Genomic DNA, 17,272 nt, shown 5'->3' with positions numbered 1-17,272 from the left:
TATACCGTCTTGCCTGCGGCTTAACGGCTCGTTGTTCTGCCGATTCGTGCCCCTTATCTAGGCATGGGCCGGGGTAACCGCAACGCGGCGTCACGGCCGGATTCAGCCAGGGAATTGGAACGGAAAAGCATGACCACGTTCGACAAGCGCGAGGAAGGTTTCGAGAAGAAGTTCGCCCTCGACGAGGAGCAGAAATTCAAGGCCGAGGCTAGGCGCAACCGGATGCTCGGCCTGTGGGCGGCCCAGCAGCTCGGCATCTCGGGCGATGCGGCCACGGCTTACGCCAAGGAGGTGGTCGCGGCCGAATTCGAGGGACCAGGCGACGGGGGCGTGCTGCGCAAGATCATGGCCGATTTTGCCGTCAAGAATGTCGCCATCACCGAGCAAGCGATTCGCGCCAGGATGAGCGAGCTCGCCGCGGTGGCGATCGCCGAGGTGAAGGCGGGGAAATAAGGATTAGGGAGTGGCGAATAGCGAATGGAAAATCCCCATTCGCTACTCGCGCTTCGTCATTCGCGGCCTTCACCCCTCCTTGAACCCATACTCCGGCACGTTGCCGCTGGCGCCATAATATTTGTACGGCAGGAACTTTCCGCTCATGGTGATCTTGACGCGGTCGCCCTTCGGGTTGGCGACACGCTCAATCGCCATGTCGAAATCGATCGCCGACATGATGCCGTCGCCGAACTCCTCCTCGATCAGCGCTTTCCAGGCCGGACCGTTGACCATCACCATCTCGTAGAAGCGGTAGATCAGCGGATCAGTCGGCGGCATCGGCGTGCCGGTGCCGCGCATCGGCACCTCATTGAGCATCGCGGTCTCAGCCTTCGACAGGCCGAACAGCTCGCCGGCGTTAGCGGCCTGCGGCTTCGTCAATTTCATCTGGCCAAGGATCGCACCAACGATCAGCACCTCCGAATAGCCGCCAATTGTCTCGCAGATGTGTTTCCAGCTCCAGCCCTTCTCGCGCTTGATGTCGAGCAGCTTTTCGGTGAGGTCGGAACGCTTCATGTTGAGGGTCTCCCTTGACTAAGCATTGTGTCGCGTCAGTGCATTACCTTGCGGGAGACGATGCCACAACGTCGTTTCGTGTCGTCTTGAGTTGCACGAAACGTGCCAGCAAAGCCTGTCGCAGTGGGCAAAGGCGCGCAGCGCCGTGCCCACCCCTTCTGTCTCGGTCCTGTTGACCAAAGAGGTGGGCAAGTCGCTTTGCCCACCCTAGGAGTTTGGCGATCCTTCGCGCATCATCGCTTGCAGTGCCGTAAGCTGCGGCTCGATGTCTTGCTCCACGTCTGCGGCGCGCATCTCAATCACCCGATAATCCCGCGCCTCCAGCCACGCCCGCCGCGCGGCACGGTCGGCGACGATCGTCTCGCTCTCGCCTGGATTGACAAGCTCGATCGCGATCCGGTGCGCAAACGAAACGAAGTCCGGAATATGCCGGCCGACTGGAGTCTGGCGTTTGAACTGGCCGGCGAAGCGGCGGTCGCGGGTGAGCGCCTGCCAGAGCAGGCGCTCGGCGTCGGTCGGGTTGCGGCGGAGCAGGCGCGCGAGTCCGCGCACGGTAGAGCCGCTGTCGGGCACCCCACCCTGGCCGTGCTCGGCGAGCAGTGCGCGCAATCGCGTCGCCTGCTCGCCGTCGAGCACCCCGCCCTTGGCGGGCCCTTTCCGCCCCTCCGCGATCGCCATCACCACCCCGTGCAGGGTGTGCATGTCCTGCTTGGTCGGCTCCATGCGGGTGAAGATGTTGCGCAAATTGACCAGCATGGTGTCGCGCTTTTCGGCCGGGCGCAAAAACTCGACGCGGTCGAGCTCGCGCACGAGATTCTCGAAGAAGGCCTGGATCTGGTGTTGCGAGGCGCGCTCCGAGCGCTCCGGCATCGTATGGGGTAGCGCGCCTTCCATCGCGCGCTTGAACCACTCGTAGCCGACGAGCAGCACCGCCTGCGCGAGGTTCAACGAGGCGAAGCCGGGATTCACCGGAAAGGTGATGATGCGGTTGGCAAGGGCGACTTCCTCGTTGGTCAGCCCCCAGCGCTCCCGGCCAAAGAGGATGCCGCACCTGCCGCCCGTGGCGATATGGCCGGCAATCTCGGTCGTCGCCGCTTCCGGGCCGACCACCGGCTTGGCCTGGTCATGCGCGCGGGCGGAGGTTGCGAACAACAGATCGAGATCGGAGACTGCCTGCTCGACGGTGTCGAACAACTCGACCCGTTCCAGAATGTGGTCGGCACCAGCCGCCGCGCGCTGGGCGGCGATGTTCGGCCAGCCATCGCGCGGGTTGACGATGCGTAAGCGGCTCAGGGCGAAGTTGCCCATGGCACGCGCCGCCATGCCGATGTTCTCGCCGAGCTGAGGCTCGACCAGGATCACGATGGGACCGTCGAGGGCGAGGCCCGCCTTGCTCTTGTCAGTCCCCGACATCTCGTTCTGCTTTCACGCTGGTTCTCAAGGCCTTGGAGAGGCCGCCTTAGGAATTGATTCAAACCGGCCACCGACCGGCGCCGCCTGGTTGCGCCTCGTTTGCCTGTCCTGACAGAATTCTCAAGCGAAATAACGGGGTTAGATTCGGCTTTTGAATCTCGCCCGAAACTCCAGCTCCCCCGCTGGGCACAGCGCCGCCGCGGCTCCCCATCTCAAGGATGCGGGATGGGCTAAAAGTGCATAATCCCTTGGCTTTCGCGCGTCGCTTCCCGGTGCTAAGAGGCGGCGGATATTCCCTTTGGCGCCCGTCAGCGCCGTTCCCAAGAGGCTCCCCCGATCATGGCAAAAATCAAGGTGTCCAACCCCGTCGTCGAGCTCGATGGCGACGAGATGACCCGGATCATCTGGCAGTACATCAAGGACAAGCTGATCAACCCGTTCCTCGATGTCCAGCTCCTGTATTTCGACCTAGGGATGGAGTATCGCGACCAGACCAACGATCAGGTGACCATCGACGCCGCCGAGGCCATCAAGAAGGTCGGCGTCGGCGTCAAGTGCGCCACCATCACCCCGGACGAGGCCCGGGTGAAGGAATTCAACCTGAAGCAGATGTGGAAGTCGCCGAACGGCACCATCCGCAACATCCTCGGCGGCGTGATCTTCCGCGAGCCGATCATCTGCAAGAACGTGCCGCGCCTCGTGCCCGGCTGGACCAAGCCCATCATCATCGGCCGCCACGCCTATGGCGACCAGTACCGCGCCACCGACATCAAGTTCCCGGGCAAGGGCACGCTGTCGCTGAAGTTCGTCGGCGAGGACGGCACCGTGATCGAGAAGGAAGTGTTCAAGGCCCCCGGCGCCGGCGTCGCCATGGAGATGTACAATCTCGACGACTCCATCATCGACTTCGCCCGCGCCTCGTTCAACTACGGCCTGATGCGCAACTACCCGGTCTATCTCTCGACCAAGAACACTATTCTCAAGGTCTATGACGGCCGCTTCAAGGACATCTTCCAGGACGTCTTCGACCGCGAGTTCAAGAAGGAGTTCGACGCCAAGGGCCTGACCTACGAGCACCGCCTGATCGACGACATGGTGGCCTCGGCCCTGAAGTGGTCCGGCGGCTACGTCTGGGCCTGTAAGAACTACGACGGCGACGTGCAGTCCGACACGGTCGCGCAGGGTTACGGCTCGCTCGGCCTGATGACCTCGGTCCTGCTCACGCCGGACGGCAAGACGGTGGAAGCCGAAGCCGCCCACGGCACGGTGACCCGCCACTACCGCGAGCACCAGAAGGGCAAGGAGACCTCGACCAACTCGATCGCGTCGATCTTCGCCTGGACCCGTGGCCTCGCCCACCGCGCCAAGCTCGACAACAATCCGGAGCTGGCGAAGTTCGCCAACACGCTGGAGAAGGTCTGCGTCGATACCGTCGAAGACGGCTACATGACCAAGGACCTCGCGCTGCTAGTCGGCGCCGACCAGCGCTGGCTCTCGACCACCGGCTTCCTCGACAAGGTCGCGGACAACCTGGCGAAAGCGCTGGCAGCGTAAGTGCCGTTCGCATTTTCGCCGGACCACGGTTAGACATCATCACGGGCCGCGCCTCAGCGCGGCCCTTCATTTTGACGCCATCGCGGAGCCGGCCATGTCCATCAAGCTCGCCGTTCGCACTTTGCTGCTCTCCGCCCTGATCGGACCGGCCGCAGCCGCGGAGCAGGCACTGCCCGAGGCGATTGCCGCATCCGGCGAGACGGTCGTGCTGAACGTCCACGCCGAGGGCGCGCAGGTCTATGAATGCAAGGCAGGGGCCGACGGCAAGCTCGCCTGGGCCTTCCGCGAGCCGATCGCGACGCTGCTCGTCGACGGCAAGACGATCGGCCGCCACTATGCCGGTCCCAACTGGGAGCATGTCGACGGCAGCGCCGTGGTCGGCAAGGCCATCGGCAACGCGCCAGGCGCTAGCGCAGGCGATATTCCCTGGTTGAAACTCGAGGTCGCCTCACGCCGCGGCAGCGGCGTTCTGACACCCGTCACCACCGTCCAGCGCATCAACACCCATGGTGGCAAGCTCGAGGGTGCTTGCGAGAAGGCCGGCGAGTTCAAAAGCGCGCCCTACTCGGCCGACTACATCTTCCTGCGCAAGGGCTGACCCGGGACTGCCTGGTTAGCCCGCCCCGCCGCCCCCCTCTTTCTTCGCCTGCGCGAGCTCGGCGACCGCGAGATCGCCGGCCTCGCCGAGACGCGCCTCGGCGGTCTTGCGGACGTGAGCAGCGAGCGTCGGCATGCGCTCGATCAGCGCATGAAAGTCCTGCGCGTCGAGCAGCAGAAGCCGCGTCTTCCGCGTCGCGGTGACGGTGCCGCTCCGCTTGGTCCTGTGCAACAGGGCGATCTCGCCGAAGAAAGTGCCGTCGGTCAGCCGGACGTGCTGGTTCGGCAGCGCGATCTCGACCTCGCCCGCCGTGATGAAATACATCGATGATGCGACCTCGCCGCGGCGAACCAGAATCTCGCCCTGCTCGATGGTGCGCGCGCGCAACAGGCGCATGATGTCGGCGATCTCCGATGCCGTGAGATGTGAGAACAACGGCACCCGCGCCAGCATGCCCCAGGTGACGACGAAGTCGCGGCGCTTCACCTCTTCCGCGAAGGCGCTCGAGATGATCGCGACCGGCAGCGCGATCATGGCAAAGCCGCTGATGATGGCGAACACGGAGACGAACTTGCCGAGCGGGGTCACCGGAACGACGTCGCCATATCCCACCGTGCCGAGCGTCACGATCGCCCACCACATCGCCTGCGGGATGGTGCCGAGCTTCTCCGGCTGCACCTCGCGCTCGATGGCGTAGAGGAGCGAAGCGAAGGTGAGCACCACGCCGATCAGGATGACGATGCATCCGATCAATGCGCGCCGTTCGGCATGGACGGCGGCGAGCAGCGAACGCATCGCTGGCGAATAGCGGATCAACTTGAAGAACGGCAGCACGCCGAGCGCCGCCATCGTCGAGTGCCGGCCGGTGGCCAGCACGAACGCTGCAGGGAGGAACGCCATGAGATCGATGATGCCGAGCGCGGAGAAGACGTAGGAGAACCGGTCGGCAAGTGGCGACGCCTTGCGCTGCGTATGGCCGGCGACGGTCCAAAGCCGCGCCGCATATTCCAATGCGAACACGATCACCGCGAGAATGGCGACGCCCGTGAACAGCGCGCCGAATTGAGCGTCCAGATCCGGTACCGAGGCGAGCGTCATCGCCACGACGTCGAGCACGATGACGGCCACGATCACCTGGATGAAGTGCGACCCGGCGGAATAGGCCAGCGGATCGTGCTCCAGCAATTCGTACAAGCGATCCCTCAAATTGGGATCGCGAAGCCCACGTCCTCGCGGAACGAGGCGCACGGCGATCTACGCGCCGACCATGGCTTTTTCGATCGCCGACAGTGCCGCCGCCGCATTGGCGCCGTCGGGCCCGCCGGCCTGCGCCATGTCAGGCCGACCGCCGCCACCCTTGCCGCCGAGCGCTTCGGAGGCGACGCGAACCAGATTAACTGCGTTGAAGCGCGAAGTGAGGTCGGCGGTGACACCAACCACAACGCCGGCCTTGCCGTCCTCGGTGACGCCGACGATCGCGACGACGCCGGAGCCGATCTGCTTCTTGCCGTCGTCGGCAAGGCTCTTGAGATCCTTCATCTCGATGCCCTCGACCGCACGCGCCATCAGTTTGACGTCGCCGACCTCGCGCACGCCTGCGGCTGCGCCATTGCCGGACGACGCAGCGCCGCCCATCGCGAGCTTCTTGCGCGCGTCGGACAATTCACGCTCCAGCTTCTTGCGCTCGTCCATCAGCGCGGTGATGCGCGCCGGCACGTCCTCGAGCGAGGTGCGCAGCTCGGCGGCTGCGGTCTTCGCCAGCGCCATGGTGTCGTTGGCATGCTTGCGTGCATGACGCCCGGTCAGCGCCTCGATACGGCGCACGCCGGAAGCGACCGCGCTCTCGCTTGTCAGCGTGATCAGGCCGATATCGCCGGTGCGCTTGACATGAGTGCCGCCGCAGAGCTCGACCGACCAGCCCATTGCGTTGGCGCCGTGTTCGCGCGCGGTCTTGCCCATCGAGACGACGCGGACCTCGTCGCCATATTTCTCGCCGAACAGCGCACGCGCGCCGGCTTCGCGGGCCTCGTCGACACCCATGATGCGCGTCGTGACCTCGTCATTTTCCAGCACAACGTCATTGGCAATGTCCTCGACGCGGGCGAGCTCCGCCGGCGTGATCGGCTTGGGATGCACGAAGTCGAAACGCAGGCGATCGGGCGCGACCAGCGAGCCGCGCTGAGCGATATGATCGCCCAGTACCTGGCGCAGCGCCTCGTGGAGAAGATGCGTCGCGGAGTGATGGGCGCGGATCGAGGACCGGCGCGCGTGGTCAACTTCGAGCTGGAGCGCGGTGCCGGCCTTAAGCGTCCCCTGCTCCACCGTGCCGATATGCACGAAGAGATCGCCGAGCTTCTTCTGCGTGTCGGTGACACGAAATTTGATCCCGCCCTCGCCGACCATCACGCCGGTATCGCCGACCTGGCCGCCGGACTCCGCATAGAACGGGGTCTGGTTGAGCACGATCGAGCCGGTCTCGCCGGCCTTGAGGCTGTCGGTTTCCTTGCCGTCCTTCACCAGCGCCGCGACGACGCCTTCGGCGCTCTCGGTCTCATAGCCGAGGAATTCGGTGGCCCCCAGCTTTTCGCGCAGCGGGAACCAGATCGCCTCGCTGGCGGCCTCGCCCGAGCCCGCCCAGGACGCACGCGCCTTCTCGCGTTGACGCTCCATCGCATCGGTGAAGGCAGACTGGTCGACGCTGATACCGCGCGACTTTAGCGCGTCCTGTGTGAGATCCAGCGGGAAGCCGTAAGTGTCGTAGAGCGTGAAGGCGACGTCGCCGTCGAACATGTCGCCCTTCTTCAATGACGCGCTCTTCTCGTCGAGGATGGCAAGGCCGCGCGCCAGCGTCTTGCGGAAGCGGGTTTCCTCCAGCCGCAGCGTTTCCTCGATCAGCTTTTCCGCGCGCACCAGCTCGGGATAGGCCTGGCCCATCTCACGCACCAGCGCCCAGACGAGGCGATGCATCAGCGGCTCCTTCGCGCCCAGAAGCTGCGCGTGGCGCATCGCCCGTCGCATGATCCGGCGCAGCACGTAGCCGCGGCCCTCGTTCGAGGGCAGTACGCCATCAGACACAAGGAAGGCCGAGGAGCGGAGGTGATCGGCGATCACCCTGAACGAGGCGACCGTCTGCTCATTCGGTCCGCTACCAAGCGCGGACGCGGTCGCATCGATCAGCTGACGGAAGAGATCGGTCTCGAACACACTGTCGACGCCCTGCAGGATGCAGGCCATGCGCTCCAGCCCCATGCCGGTGTCGATCGAGGGGCGCGGCAACGGCTGGCGCTCCTCCTTCGTCACCTGCTCGAACTGCATGAAGACCAGATTCCAGAATTCGAGGAAGCGATCGCCGTCCTCTTCCGGGCTGCCGGGAGGCCCGCCCCAGATGTGCTCGCCGCGATCGATGAAGATCTCCGAGCAAGGGCCGCACGGACCGGTATCGCCCATCGCCCAGAAATTGTCCGAGGTCGGGATGCGAATGATGCGGTCCTCGGAGAAGCCCGCGATCTTCTTCCACAGGCCGGCCGCCTCGTCGTCGGTGTGATAGACGGTGACGAGCAGCTTGTCCTTCTTCAGCCCGAAATCCTTGGTGATCAGATTCCAGGCGAGCTCGATCGCGCGCTCCTTGAAGTAGTCGCCGAAGGAGAAGTTGCCGAGCATCTCGAAGAAGGTGAGATGGCGCGCGGTGTAGCCGACATTGTCGAGGTCGTTGTGCTTGCCGCCGGCGCGCACGCATTTCTGCGAGGTGGTGGCCCGGTGATAGGGGCGCTTCTCGACGCCCGTGAAGACGTTCTTGAACTGCACCATGCCGGCATTGGTGAACATCAACGTCGGATCGTTGCGCGGCACCAATGGCGAGGACGGCACGATCTCGTGGCCGTTCTTGGCAAAGAAGTTCAGAAAGGTCGACCTGATCTCGTTGACGCCGCTCATGTTCATCCAATCGGGTGCAAGATCCGCCAGAATCCGCCCAAACCTGAAATTAAGGCTGATATCTGCGGGCGATAGCGCTTTTAGACAAGGTGAGCTGCCCTGTCCAGAAACTGTGCAGAGAGATCAGAGGGTTGCCGCAGCCGCGCAATAGGCCGTTGATAGACATTGCGGCCGCGTTGACAGCCTTGGCCAGCCTGTGTTCTGTACCTACATGTAACGTACGGCCACGTCGGGAGAGACCGGCTTTGTTGCCGGCGCCGAAGGAGCAACCGCCCCGGAAACTCTCAGGCAAAGGGACCGTGTGGCTTTGACAGCATCTGGAAAGAGGCGCCGACGGGCATTGAAGCCCGGGTGGCACCCGCCGACGGGATAATACTCTCAGGCACAGCGACAGATGGGGCTTCGACTGGTTTCCCTCGGGGAATTCTCCCCGGGAACCGCGAGGGCCCCTGTGATGCTTGCGTCGGACGACAAGAACTCCCTGAAACGTACCCTTCTTTACGACCTCCATGTCTCCGTGGGCGGCAAGATGGTGCCGTTCGCGGGCTATGAGATGCCGGTGCAGTACCCCGCCGGCGTGCTGAAGGAGCACCTCCATACCCGCAGCAAAGCGGGCCTGTTCGACGTCTCCCATATGGGCCAGATCGCGCTGCGGCCGAAATCCGGGAGGATCGAGGACGCCGCCAGCGCGCTGGAGCGGCTGGTGCCGCAGGATATCGTGGCGATCGCCAAGGGGCGGCAGCGCTATGCTCAGTTCACCAATTTCGACGGCGGCATTCTCGACGATCTGATGGTCGCCAATTTGGGTGATCACCTGTTCCTGGTCGTCAATGCCGCCTGCAAGGCCGAGGACGAGGCACATCTGCGCGCGCATCTCTCCGATGACTGCATCATCGATTCGCTGAACGACCGCGCGCTGATCGCGCTCCAGGGTCCGAAGGCCGAAGCGGCGCTGGCGAAACTTTGTGCAGAGGCACCGGCCATGAAGTTCATGGACGCCGGCCCGCACGAGGTCGCCGGCATCAGGTGCTTCGTCTCGCGCTCCGGCTACACCGGCGAGGACGGTTTCGAGATCTCGGTTCCGGCTGCCGATGCCGAACGCCTCGCCAAGATGCTGCTGGACAATCCGGACGTGCTGCCGATCGGTCTCGGGGCCCGCGACAGCCTGCGGCTGGAAGCCGGGCTCTGCCTCTACGGCCACGACATCGACACCGCCACCACGCCGGTCGAGGCCGCGCTGGAGTGGTCGGTGCAGAAGAGCCGCCGCAGCGGCGGCGCCCGCGCCGGCGGCTTTCCCGGCGCCGAAAAGATTCTCGCCCACTTCGATCACGGCGCATCCCGCCGCCGCGTCGGCCTGCGTGCCGAGGGCCGCGCCCCGGTGCGCGAGGGCGCGCTGCTGTTTGCCGAGAGCGCGGGCGGCGATCCCATTGGAAAGGTCACATCGGGCGGTTTCGGCCCAAGCCTGAGCGCGCCGGTGGCGATGGGCTACGTGCCCATGAGCCTGAGCGCGCTCGGCACAAAGCTCTTCGCCGAGGTGCGCGGCCAGCGCCTGCCGCTCGCAGTCGCTGCCATGCCCTTCGTGAAAAACACCTACAAACGCTGAGGACGAGACAATGACCACTACGCTGTACACCTCCGACCATGAATGGCTCGCCATCGACGGCGACGTCGCCACCGTCGGCATCACCGATTACGCCCAGCAGCAGCTCGGCGACATCGTGTTCGTCGAGCTGCCCAAGGTCGGCCGCGCGCTGAAGAAGACGGAAGCTGCGGCCGTGGTCGAGTCCGTGAAGGCGGCGTCGGACGTCTATGCGCCGATCTCGGGCGAAGTGCTCGAGGTCAACCAGGCGGTCGTCGACGAGCCGGCGCTAGTCAATTCGGAGGCCGCAGGCAAGGCCTGGTTCTTCAAGATCAAAATTGCCGACAAGAGCGAGCTCGGGGGCCTCATGGATGAAGCCGCCTACAAGGCACACACGGCTTAAGGACGATGGAGCAAGCGATGACCGCGCACCGTAAATCCAGCGGCGAAACCGCCGCCAGTTTCGTTCGCCGCCACATCGGCCCCTCAGTGCGCGATGTCACCGCAATGCTCGAAACGGTCGGCGCCAAGAGCGTCGATGCGCTGATGGCGGAGACGCTGCCGGCCTCGATCCGGCAGGCATCTCCGCTCGATCTGGGCAAGCCCCTGACCGAGACCGAGGCGATCGCGCACATGGCCGAGCTCGCAGCCCAAAACCAGGTCTTCACCTCGCTGATCGGCCAAGGCTATTCCGGCACCATCCTGCCCGCGGTGATCCAGCGCAACATTTTGGAAAACCCGGCCTGGTACACGGCGTATACGCCCTACCAGCCCGAGATCAGCCAGGGCCGGCTGGAGGCGCTGTTCAACTTCCAGACCATGATCTGCGACCTCACCGGGCTCGACGTCGCCAACGCCTCGCTGCTCGATGAAGCGACCGCCGCGGCCGAAGCCATGGCGCTCGCCGAGCGGCACTCGCAGGTGAAAGCGCAAGCCTTCTTCGTCGACAAGGACGTGCATCCGCAGACGCTCGCGGTGATGCGCACCCGCGCAGAGCCCTTGGGCTGGAACCTGATCGTCGGCGATCCCCTCAGTGATCTCGACAAGACAGACGTGCTTGGTGCACTGCTGCAATATCCCGGCAGCTCGGGCGCGGTGCGCGACCTGCGGCCGGCCATTGCGACGCTGCGCGCCAAGGGCGCCCTTGCGATCGTTGCCGCCGATCTGCTGGCGCTGACGCTGCTGGCCTCGCCCGGCGAGCTCGGCGCAGATATCGCGATCGGCTCGGCACAGCGTTTTGGCGTGCCGATGGGCTATGGCGGCCCGCACGCAGCCTACATGGCGGTGCGCGATGCGCTGAAGCGGTCGCTGCCCGGCCGCATCGTCGGCCTGTCCGTGGACTCGCGTGGTGCACCCGCCTATCGCCTCGCGCTCCAGACCCGCGAGCAGCATATCCGCCGTGAGAAAGCGACCTCCAACATCTGCACCGCGCAGGTGCTGCTCGCCGTGATCGCCTCGATGTATGCGGTCTATCATGGCCCTGAAGGCCTCTCGCAGATCGCACGCATGGTGCATCGCCGCACCGCCGTGCTGGCCGCGGGTCTGCGCAAGCTCGGCTTCGCGCCACGTTCCGAACACTTCTTCGATACAGTCAGCGTGGACGTTGGTACGAAGCGTGACGAGATCATCGCGCGCGCCACGGCCGAGACAATCAATCTCGGCCTCGGCAGCGACGGCCTGCGCATCGCGCTGGACGAGACCACGACCCCGGCCACCATCGAGGCGGTCTGGCGCGCGTTCGGAGGCAAGCTCGCTTATGCCGAGATCGACGCGACCACGCGCGAGGCGCTGCCCGAGGCGTTGAAGCGGACCACCGGCTTCCTCACCCATCCGGTGTTCCATGCGCATCGCTCGGAAACCGAGATGCTGCGCTACATGCGCAAGCTCAGCGATCGCGACCTCGCGCTCGACCGCGCGATGATCCCGCTCGGCTCGTGCACCATGAAGCTCAACGCGACCACCGAGATGATGCCGCTGACCTGGCCGGAGTTTTCCAGCCTGCATCCATTTGCCCCGCGCGGGCAGGCGGTGGGCTATCATGCGCTGTTCGCACGGCTTGAAAAATGGCTGTGCGACATCACCGGCTACGACGCGATCTCGCTCCAGCCGAATTCGGGCGCGCAAGGCGAATATGCCGGCCTGCTTGCGATCCGCGGCTATCACGCGGCACGTGGCGAGAGCCATCGCAAGGTGTGCCTGATCCCCTCCTCCGCCCACGGCACCAACCCGGCCTCCGCCGCGATGGTCGGCATGGAGGTGGTGGTCGTCGCCTGCGAGAAGAATGGCGACGTCGACGTCAATGACCTCCGCGCCAAGGCCGAAAAGCATTCGGACGATCTCGCCGCGGTGATGATCACCTATCCCTCGACGCATGGCGTATTCGAGGAGCACATCAGCGAGATCTGCGACATCGTGCATGGCCATGGCGGCCAGGTCTATCTCGACGGCGCAAACCTGAACGCGCAGGTCGGCCTGTCACGGCCCGGCGACTACGGCGCCGATGTCAGCCACCTCAATTTGCACAAGACGTTCTGTATCCCGCATGGCGGCGGCGGTCCGGGCATGGGCCCGATCGGCGTAAAAGCGCACCTTGCGCCGTTCCTGCCAAGTCATCCGGAGATTCGTCATCCCGCGCCCCACGCGGACGCGGCGGTTGGCCCGGTGTCGGCAGCAGCGTTCGGCTCGGCCTCGATCCTGACCATCTCCTACATCTACATCCTGATGATGGGCGGCGAAGGCTTGAAGCGCGCGACCGAGATCGCAATCCTCAACGCCAACTACGTCGCGGCGCGTTTGGATGCGTATTTCCCAGTGCTCTACAAGAACGCGAAGGGCCGCGTCGCGCACGAATGCATCATCGATCCGCGCCCGCTGAAAACGACGAGCGGCGTCACCGTCGACGACATCGCCAAGCGCCTGATCGACTACGGCTTCCATGCTCCGACTATGAGCTTCCCGGTCCCGGGCACGCTGATGATCGAGCCGACCGAGTCGGAATCAAAGGCCGAGCTCGATCGCTTCTGCGACGCCATGATCGCGATCCGGAAGGAGATCGCCGAGGTCGAGAGCGGCCGCTTCAAGATCGAGGCATCACCGCTGCGCAACGCGCCGCACACCGTGCACGACATCGCCGATGACGATTGGAAGCGCGCCTACAGCCGCAGCGAAGGTTGCTTCCCCGCCGGCACCTCGCGCACCGACAAATACTGGTGCCCGGTGGGCCGCGTCGACAACGTCTATGGCGACCGTAACCTCGTGTGCACCTGCCCGCCGGTGAGCGACTACGCGCAGGCTGCGGAGTGAGGCCAACGGCTTAACGAAACGGGCGCCGAAGACGTCGGCAACTCAACGTCCTCAGCGCCCGCTCCTCGCGAAACTTTACCTGCGCGAGCCCTACTCCTCCGTCGGCTCCTCGCCGTCGGCGTCGCGCTCGGGATTGCCAGCTAAAATTTGCTCGGCAATCAGGCCGGAGTTTTGCCGGATCGCGGTCTCGATCTTGGCGGTGACGTCCGGGTTGGCCTTCAGGAACGCTTTGGAGTTCTCGCGGCCCTGGCCGAGGCGCTGGCTGTCATAGGAGAACCAGGCGCCAGACTTTTCGACGATGCCGGCCTTGACACCGAGATCGAGGATTTCGCCCATCTTGGACACGCCCTCGCCGTACATGATGTCGAACTCGACCTGCTTGAAGGGCGGTGCCAGCTTGTTCTTCACCACCTTCACGCGCGTGGTGTTGCCGACGACCTCGTCGCGCTCCTTGATCGCGCCGATGCGACGGATGTCGAGGCGGACCGAGGCGTAGAACTTCAGCGCGTTACCGCCGGTCGTGGTTTCCGGCGAGCCGTACATCACGCCGATCTTCATGCGGATCTGGTTGATGAAGATCACCATGGTGTTGGATTTGTTGATGGAGGCCGTCAGCTTGCGCAGCGCCTGGCTCATCAACCGCGCCTGGAGACCGGGCAGCGATTCCCCCATCTCGCCTTCGAGTTCGGCCTTCGGCACGAGTGCCGCGACCGAATCGATCACCATCACGTCCACCGCGCCCGAACGCACCAGCGTGTCGCAGATTTCCAGCGCCTGCTCGCCGGTATCGGGCTGGGAGATCAGGAGGTCGTCGATGTTGACGCCGAGCTTGCGCGCATAGACCGGATCGAGCGCGTGCTCCGCGTCGATGAAGGCGCAGATGCCGCCCTTCTTCTGCGCTTCCGCCACCGTGTGCAGTGCCAGCGTCGTTTTGCCTGAGGATTCCGGCCCGTAGATCTCGACGATGCGCCCCTTGGGCAGGCCGCCGATGCCGAGCGCGATATCAAGCCCGAGCGAGCCGGACGACACCGCCTCGATGTCCATCGAACGGTCGCTTTTGCCGAGCTTCATCACCGAGCCCTTGCCGAACTGGCGCTCGATCTGAGAGAGCGCGGCAGCCAAGGCTTTACTCTTGTCCATGGAAGATCCTTCGACGATACGCAGGGCAGTAGCGGACATTTGGTCGTGCTCCTTATGGCGGGGATTCGGCGTCGCGACAAACGGTTGGCGAAGCAGGTCGGCGATAAAAGTAACGTACACCGTTTGTTCCAGGTTCGCAATATGTTCTTTTGCGCTTCGACGGTACTGTCCGCATTTAACCCTCTGTGTACTAATTTGAATTCGGCAGTGTCCTAATTTGTTCGTCAGCTGCCACAACCTGTTCATCCACCAGATGGATTAGGCGTAAGAGGTGGGCAATTGGTGCCATCCCGGCGGGGCGCCGAACCGCTCAGGGTGGAGACGGTTTCGGGTTCACACCAAAATCCGTGAAAACAACCCCATGCAAAGGAGCCGGGCCAATTGTGATCCACGTGACGCCAAGGTGATTTCGACAGCCTTTTAGCCCGTTTATCGCCGGGCGCCGATCGAGGAACGGTGGAAAGATGTCTTCGGCTGTCTTCAGGATTGCGCTGTCGCTGACAAACTTTCGATCCGGCCACCAGTCTCGTGCTCCCAAGACCACGACTGAAGGGGCTGGCAGGCCGCCGCAATGTCGCTCGCTCTCATGGTCCAAAACTGAGGACGGCGGCGAGCAAGGCCGCACCGCCTAAAGCATGATCCGGAAAAGTGTGAAGCGGTTTTCCCTCGCGACAAGCGCGGAAACGCGTTTGCGCGGAGATCATGCACAAACAACAACCTCTAAAGCGCGATGACGATTCATCCCAGTCTCATCGCGCTTTAGCGGCCTCTGTCTCTCCGCGCGTGCCGGCCTACAGCACGGCCAGCAGAATGAGCCCCACGACCAACACGACAAAACCCATCGCCGTCGCAGCGGCGAATGATCGCTCTACGTTATCCATATGCCACCCCCTGATCGGCGGGCCACGTTCCCCCATGGCGTCGCCGAACTCGCAGAGTCTCCTCAATCGCTGTGTCGTAATTTCTGCGAGTGGGTGTCGGAATTGGGACGGGATTCGTCCTTGAGATGGCAAGGCGACCCAGCCGCAATCTGGGCTTGAAGAGTCAATCGCCCACTTCTGCCTGTAAGCTCCTTGTAAGCTGCGCGGGTTAACTTTGCTTGGCTACGGTGTTGCAGCCCAGCACCTCAGCCTCCAATAACCTTCTGCCCCGCCCGGCTCTCCCCGGCGGGGCTTTTTTTGTTCGCTGTCCCGCAATCAGCATCATCCGGAAAAGTGTGAAGCGGTTTTGCGCGTCCGCTGCACCGAGAAGGATCTGATCGCGGCCGCCGCCACGACAGGCAGCATCGCGGCCCAGGAGATCAGCCAGGACAGTAGCCAGTGTTTGAGGACGTCGGGCACCGCGGTTGCGGGCAGGCTCGCAATGGCGGCGGCGGCGATCAGGCAAGTCGGGCGGTGGATCGCGCCGAACATGAAATGGCTGTAGCAACCGGAAATGCCGAGCAAGAGGCGCTTTTGTCTTTCGACCCGACACGGGCGAAGCAAGGCACTTGCCGCGGCCTCATCTCGCCCCGCGAGGCGATCCGGGTGCTAGCGGCGGCCCGGCGGATGGCTCGCCGCCGCAGCCAGGCGGCGGCAGTTTCGACAGTCCCTCGAAGCGCCAGAAGGTGATCTGGCTCGTCTCGCCGCATCGCTCGCAAGCTAGCCTCTCCTCGCCGAGGCTGTAACGCCCGCGCCCGAAGACGGCAGGCGATGCCGGCTGCCTGCAATGCGGACAGACCAGCGAAAAGTTTCGCGCAGCCCAGCGCAACATGAGATTCCGAAGCCAGCCCACTTTACGAGGTCGAGTTTCTTACGAGGTCAAGTCAGGTACCATATCGTGAAACCTAGCGGTGTCATGTGTGTTCAAACATTGCAATGGGCGTTCATGCCGCATGTCGTTCGTTGACATGTCGCTCGCGGAACCCGTGGTTCTCCGGCCATGAACAAAGTTCCTGCCCCGGCCGCCGCACCCGGTCAATTCGGATAGTTGGTCCGCCCACCGTCCCGGTCGTGCATCTGAAGGATGCGCACAAAATCTGCCATGCTCGAACGATCGTCCCCTTCGCTTGCGCGCAGATTGTAGCCGTTTGTCTCGGCCCGGTCGCGTTGCCAGACCCACTTGAGGAGGTCGACGATCAGTTTCATGGAATCCGAACGCGTTGCCGGGTCGCCGGGTGTTGAGCCGAATGGTTTTGGATAAATCCTTGCCGAGCCAATGCACGGTCGGCCGGCTGGTTCCCTTAGCCCTGCCGAAATTTTGCGTTGCACCATTCGAGGCCAGCATATTTCGCAACACCTCATCGCCGGGTTTCGCACCGTACGGAAGGATTTGTTTGCATTATCCATGGCTTAGCGGCAAATTTGATGCACCGGGGGAATATTATGACGTTCAACATGTTATGTTAACCAACGGTGAATCGTGGAGGTAGGCCATGAATCACAGGGGCATCGAGTTCACTGTGGCCAAGACGGCGATACAAGGCGTCTGGCAGTGGCAATTCCGTATCGGTGAAACGGTCAAGACCGGCAAGACCGAGACCAGGATCGATCTCCTTGCCATCCGTCGCGTGCAACTGCGCATCGACCGGGAACTCAAGGCCATGGATCGCAAGACGGCTTGAGCTGGTCGCCCTTGTCAGCGAGATCCGCCGTGCCCGTGTGGCTGCGGGGTAATAAGCATTGTCTATAAAACTTTGCTGCTGACGAATCCCGTAGAGTTCCGGAGTTGATCTACCTGCGGTTTGGGATTGCACTGCGCGC

The 17,272-nt window shown here is 63.7% G+C and carries 14 protein-coding genes and 1 riboswitch; of the genes, 7 read left to right on the top strand and 7 right to left on the bottom strand.

The annotated features are described in order from the left end of the window. Positions 1 to 129 precede the first annotated feature (129 nt). The gene (locus QA640_RS16420; RefSeq protein ID WP_283041639.1) at positions 130 to 453 is read left to right on the top strand and encodes a DUF1476 domain-containing protein; all 324 of its coding nucleotides are present in this window, start codon (positions 130 to 132) and stop codon (positions 451 to 453) included. A gap of 69 nt (positions 454 to 522) precedes the next feature. Here the strand turns inward: QA640_RS16420 and cynS are convergent, their stop codons facing one another. Together cynS and QA640_RS16410 are read right to left on the bottom strand one after the other, a co-directional pair. Next, positions 523 to 1,011 (bottom strand): cyanase, encoded by a 489-nt coding sequence (gene cynS, locus QA640_RS16415; protein ID WP_283041638.1) that lies wholly within the window; start codon positions 1,009 to 1,011, stop codon positions 523 to 525. A 207-nt stretch (positions 1,012 to 1,218) separates the two neighbouring features. Further along, the gene (locus tag QA640_RS16410) at positions 1,219 to 2,424 is read right to left on the bottom strand and encodes a TrmJ/YjtD family RNA methyltransferase (protein ID WP_283041637.1); all 1,206 of its coding nucleotides are present in this window, start codon (positions 2,422 to 2,424) and stop codon (positions 1,219 to 1,221) included. Positions 2,425 to 2,763: 339 nt separating this feature from the next. Between QA640_RS16410 and QA640_RS16405 the strand changes: the two genes are divergently transcribed. Next, positions 2,764 to 3,978, top strand: coding sequence for an NADP-dependent isocitrate dehydrogenase (locus QA640_RS16405; RefSeq protein WP_283041636.1), 1,215 nt, complete (start codon positions 2,764 to 2,766; stop codon positions 3,976 to 3,978). Positions 3,979 to 4,072: 94 nt separating this feature from the next. After that, positions 4,073 to 4,576, top strand: coding sequence for a DUF3455 domain-containing protein (locus QA640_RS16400; RefSeq protein ID WP_283041635.1), 504 nt, complete (start codon positions 4,073 to 4,075; stop codon positions 4,574 to 4,576). 15 nt (positions 4,577 to 4,591) lie between these two features. Here QA640_RS16400 and QA640_RS16395 read toward each other — a convergent pair whose 3' ends face one another. Together QA640_RS16395 and alaS are read right to left on the bottom strand one after the other, a co-directional pair. Further along, positions 4,592 to 5,824: a cyclic nucleotide-gated ion channel gene (locus QA640_RS16395; protein ID WP_283041634.1), complete on the bottom strand. Its 1,233-nt coding sequence runs from the start codon at positions 5,822 to 5,824 to the stop codon at positions 4,592 to 4,594. Between the two features lie 6 nt (positions 5,825 to 5,830). Continuing rightward, positions 5,831 to 8,509 carry an alanine--tRNA ligase gene (gene alaS, locus QA640_RS16390; RefSeq protein ID WP_283041633.1) on the bottom strand — a complete coding sequence of 893 codons (2,679 nt, stop codon included), beginning with the start codon at positions 8,507 to 8,509 and terminating at the stop codon, positions 5,831 to 5,833. A gap of 220 nt (positions 8,510 to 8,729) precedes the next feature. Further along, positions 8,730 to 8,818, top strand: a riboswitch (glycine riboswitch). A 145-nt stretch (positions 8,819 to 8,963) separates the two neighbouring features. Between alaS and gcvT the strand changes: the two genes are divergently transcribed. Genes gcvT through gcvP form a run of 3 tightly spaced genes read left to right on the top strand, consistent with a single transcriptional unit; the run spans position 8,964 to position 13,391 of the window. Further along, positions 8,964 to 10,112 carry a glycine cleavage system aminomethyltransferase GcvT gene (gcvT, locus tag QA640_RS16385; RefSeq protein ID WP_283041632.1) on the top strand — a complete coding sequence of 383 codons (1,149 nt, stop codon included), beginning with the start codon at positions 8,964 to 8,966 and terminating at the stop codon, positions 10,110 to 10,112. 10 nt (positions 10,113 to 10,122) lie between these two features. Beyond that, positions 10,123 to 10,491 (top strand): glycine cleavage system protein GcvH, encoded by a 369-nt coding sequence (gcvH, locus tag QA640_RS16380; protein ID WP_283041631.1) that lies wholly within the window; start codon positions 10,123 to 10,125, stop codon positions 10,489 to 10,491. A 17-nt stretch (positions 10,492 to 10,508) separates the two neighbouring features. Next, entirely contained in the window at positions 10,509 to 13,391 is a 2,883-nt protein-coding gene (gene gcvP / locus QA640_RS16375) for an aminomethyl-transferring glycine dehydrogenase (RefSeq protein WP_283041630.1), read from the top strand. Positions 13,392 to 13,481: 90 nt separating this feature from the next. Here the strand turns inward: gcvP and recA are convergent, their stop codons facing one another. The 3 genes from recA to QA640_RS16360 form a co-directional block, all read right to left on the bottom strand. Beyond that, positions 13,482 to 14,570 carry a recombinase RecA gene (recA, locus tag QA640_RS16370; RefSeq protein WP_027527840.1) on the bottom strand — a complete coding sequence of 363 codons (1,089 nt, stop codon included), beginning with the start codon at positions 14,568 to 14,570 and terminating at the stop codon, positions 13,482 to 13,484. A gap of 1,163 nt (positions 14,571 to 15,733) precedes the next feature. Beyond that, a complete protein-coding gene (locus tag QA640_RS16365) occupies positions 15,734 to 15,943 on the bottom strand; it encodes a DUF2798 domain-containing protein (RefSeq protein ID WP_283041629.1) in 210 nt (69 codons plus the stop codon). A 543-nt stretch (positions 15,944 to 16,486) separates the two neighbouring features. Beyond that, positions 16,487 to 16,657, bottom strand: coding sequence for a hypothetical protein (locus QA640_RS16360; RefSeq protein WP_283041628.1), 171 nt, complete (start codon positions 16,655 to 16,657; stop codon positions 16,487 to 16,489). A gap of 287 nt (positions 16,658 to 16,944) precedes the next feature. On the opposite strand from QA640_RS16360, the gene QA640_RS16355 reads away from it, so the two are divergent. After that, on the top strand, positions 16,945 to 17,133 hold the full coding sequence (locus QA640_RS16355; RefSeq protein WP_283041627.1) for a hypothetical protein: 189 nt from the start codon (positions 16,945 to 16,947) through the stop codon (positions 17,131 to 17,133). Positions 17,134 to 17,272 lie beyond the last annotated feature (139 nt).

It is taken from the genome of Bradyrhizobium sp. CB82 (genome assembly GCF_029714405.1).
GTDB lineage: Bacteria > Pseudomonadota > Alphaproteobacteria > Rhizobiales > Xanthobacteraceae > Bradyrhizobium.
This window is presented reverse-complemented; position numbering and strand designations above follow the sequence as displayed.

Coding starts and splice junctions, on each gene's coding strand:
- QA640_RS16420 (WP_283041639.1), top strand. CDS start 130: ATGACCACGTTCGACAAGCGCGAGGAAGGTTTCGAGAAGAAGTTCGCC.
- cynS (WP_283041638.1), bottom strand. CDS start 1,011: ATGAAGCGTTCCGACCTCACCGAAAAGCTGCTCGACATCAAGCGCGAG.
- QA640_RS16410 (WP_283041637.1), bottom strand. CDS start 2,424: ATGTCGGGGACTGACAAGAGCAAGGCGGGCCTCGCCCTCGACGGTCCC.
- QA640_RS16405 (WP_283041636.1), top strand. CDS start 2,764: ATGGCAAAAATCAAGGTGTCCAACCCCGTCGTCGAGCTCGATGGCGAC.
- QA640_RS16400 (WP_283041635.1), top strand. CDS start 4,073: ATGTCCATCAAGCTCGCCGTTCGCACTTTGCTGCTCTCCGCCCTGATC.
- alaS (WP_283041633.1), bottom strand. CDS start 8,509: ATGAGCGGCGTCAACGAGATCAGGTCGACCTTTCTGAACTTCTTTGCC.
- gcvT (WP_283041632.1), top strand. CDS start 8,964: ATGCTTGCGTCGGACGACAAGAACTCCCTGAAACGTACCCTTCTTTAC.
- gcvH (WP_283041631.1), top strand. CDS start 10,123: ATGACCACTACGCTGTACACCTCCGACCATGAATGGCTCGCCATCGAC.
- gcvP (WP_283041630.1), top strand. CDS start 10,509: ATGACCGCGCACCGTAAATCCAGCGGCGAAACCGCCGCCAGTTTCGTT.
- recA (WP_027527840.1), bottom strand. CDS start 14,570: ATGTCCGCTACTGCCCTGCGTATCGTCGAAGGATCTTCCATGGACAAG.
- QA640_RS16365 (WP_283041629.1), bottom strand. CDS start 15,943: ATGTTCGGCGCGATCCACCGCCCGACTTGCCTGATCGCCGCCGCCGCC.
- QA640_RS16360 (WP_283041628.1), bottom strand. CDS start 16,657: ATGAAACTGATCGTCGACCTCCTCAAGTGGGTCTGGCAACGCGACCGG.
- QA640_RS16355 (WP_283041627.1), top strand. CDS start 16,945: ATGAATCACAGGGGCATCGAGTTCACTGTGGCCAAGACGGCGATACAA.